1 pseudogene is annotated in these 684 nt (G+C 72.2%); it reads left to right on the top strand.

The features are described from left to right. Positions 1-388 (top strand): annotated as a pseudogene (locus JMF90_RS39375) (ADP-heptose--LPS heptosyltransferase); the annotation flags it as partial. Positions 389-684: the final 296 nt, after the last annotated feature.

Raw genomic sequence — 684 nt, 5'->3', positions numbered from 1 at the left:
GCGTTACGGGCTGCCGGTCGTCGGCTTCGGTCCGCTCGCGCATCCGGCTTACGTGGACGTGAGCCGCGACGCGACCGACACCGCACGCTTCATCGCGTGGATCAAGGGCGCGAGCGTGCTGTTCGCACCGGACACGGCGGCCCTGCATCTCGCCGACGGTTTCGACGTGCCGACGCTCGCGTGCTTCACGACGATCGGGCCGGCGCTGCGCGTGCGCGACTATCCGCATTGCGTGCCGGTCGCGCTCGACGTGCCGGCCGAATTGCACGGGCTGCATCGCAGCGAGCGACCGGATGATCTGGCGGCGGTCGAAGCCGCTTACCGCGCCATCGACTGGGACGCGCTGGCGTGGCCCGCACCGCGCGACGTGACTGCACCGGCAATCTGAGCGAAGCCAGCGCCGCAGCGAGCGGAACGATCAAGCCGGCAGCGGCACGCGCACAGCGCCAGCCCCGGCGCGATCGTCGCGTCGGCTTACCTCGGCAAGCTACCGCCAGCCCCTGAGCAATGCCGCCGCAGCGGCGAGCGGAACGACCGAACCGGCAGCCGTACACGCACGGCATGAGCACCGAGCGGAGGCCGCTTCGACGCCCCGACTGACCCCGCCGAGCTCGCCTAGCCACCTGGGCGAAACCGGCGCGACGGCGAGCGGAAGGGTCGAACCGTCAGCCGCGCGCCCCGCCG

The organism is Burkholderia sp. E168m23 (assembly GCF_016586125.1).
Classification (GTDB): domain Bacteria; phylum Pseudomonadota; class Gammaproteobacteria; order Burkholderiales; family Burkholderiaceae; genus Burkholderia; species Burkholderia orbicola.
This window is presented reverse-complemented; position numbering and strand designations above follow the sequence as displayed.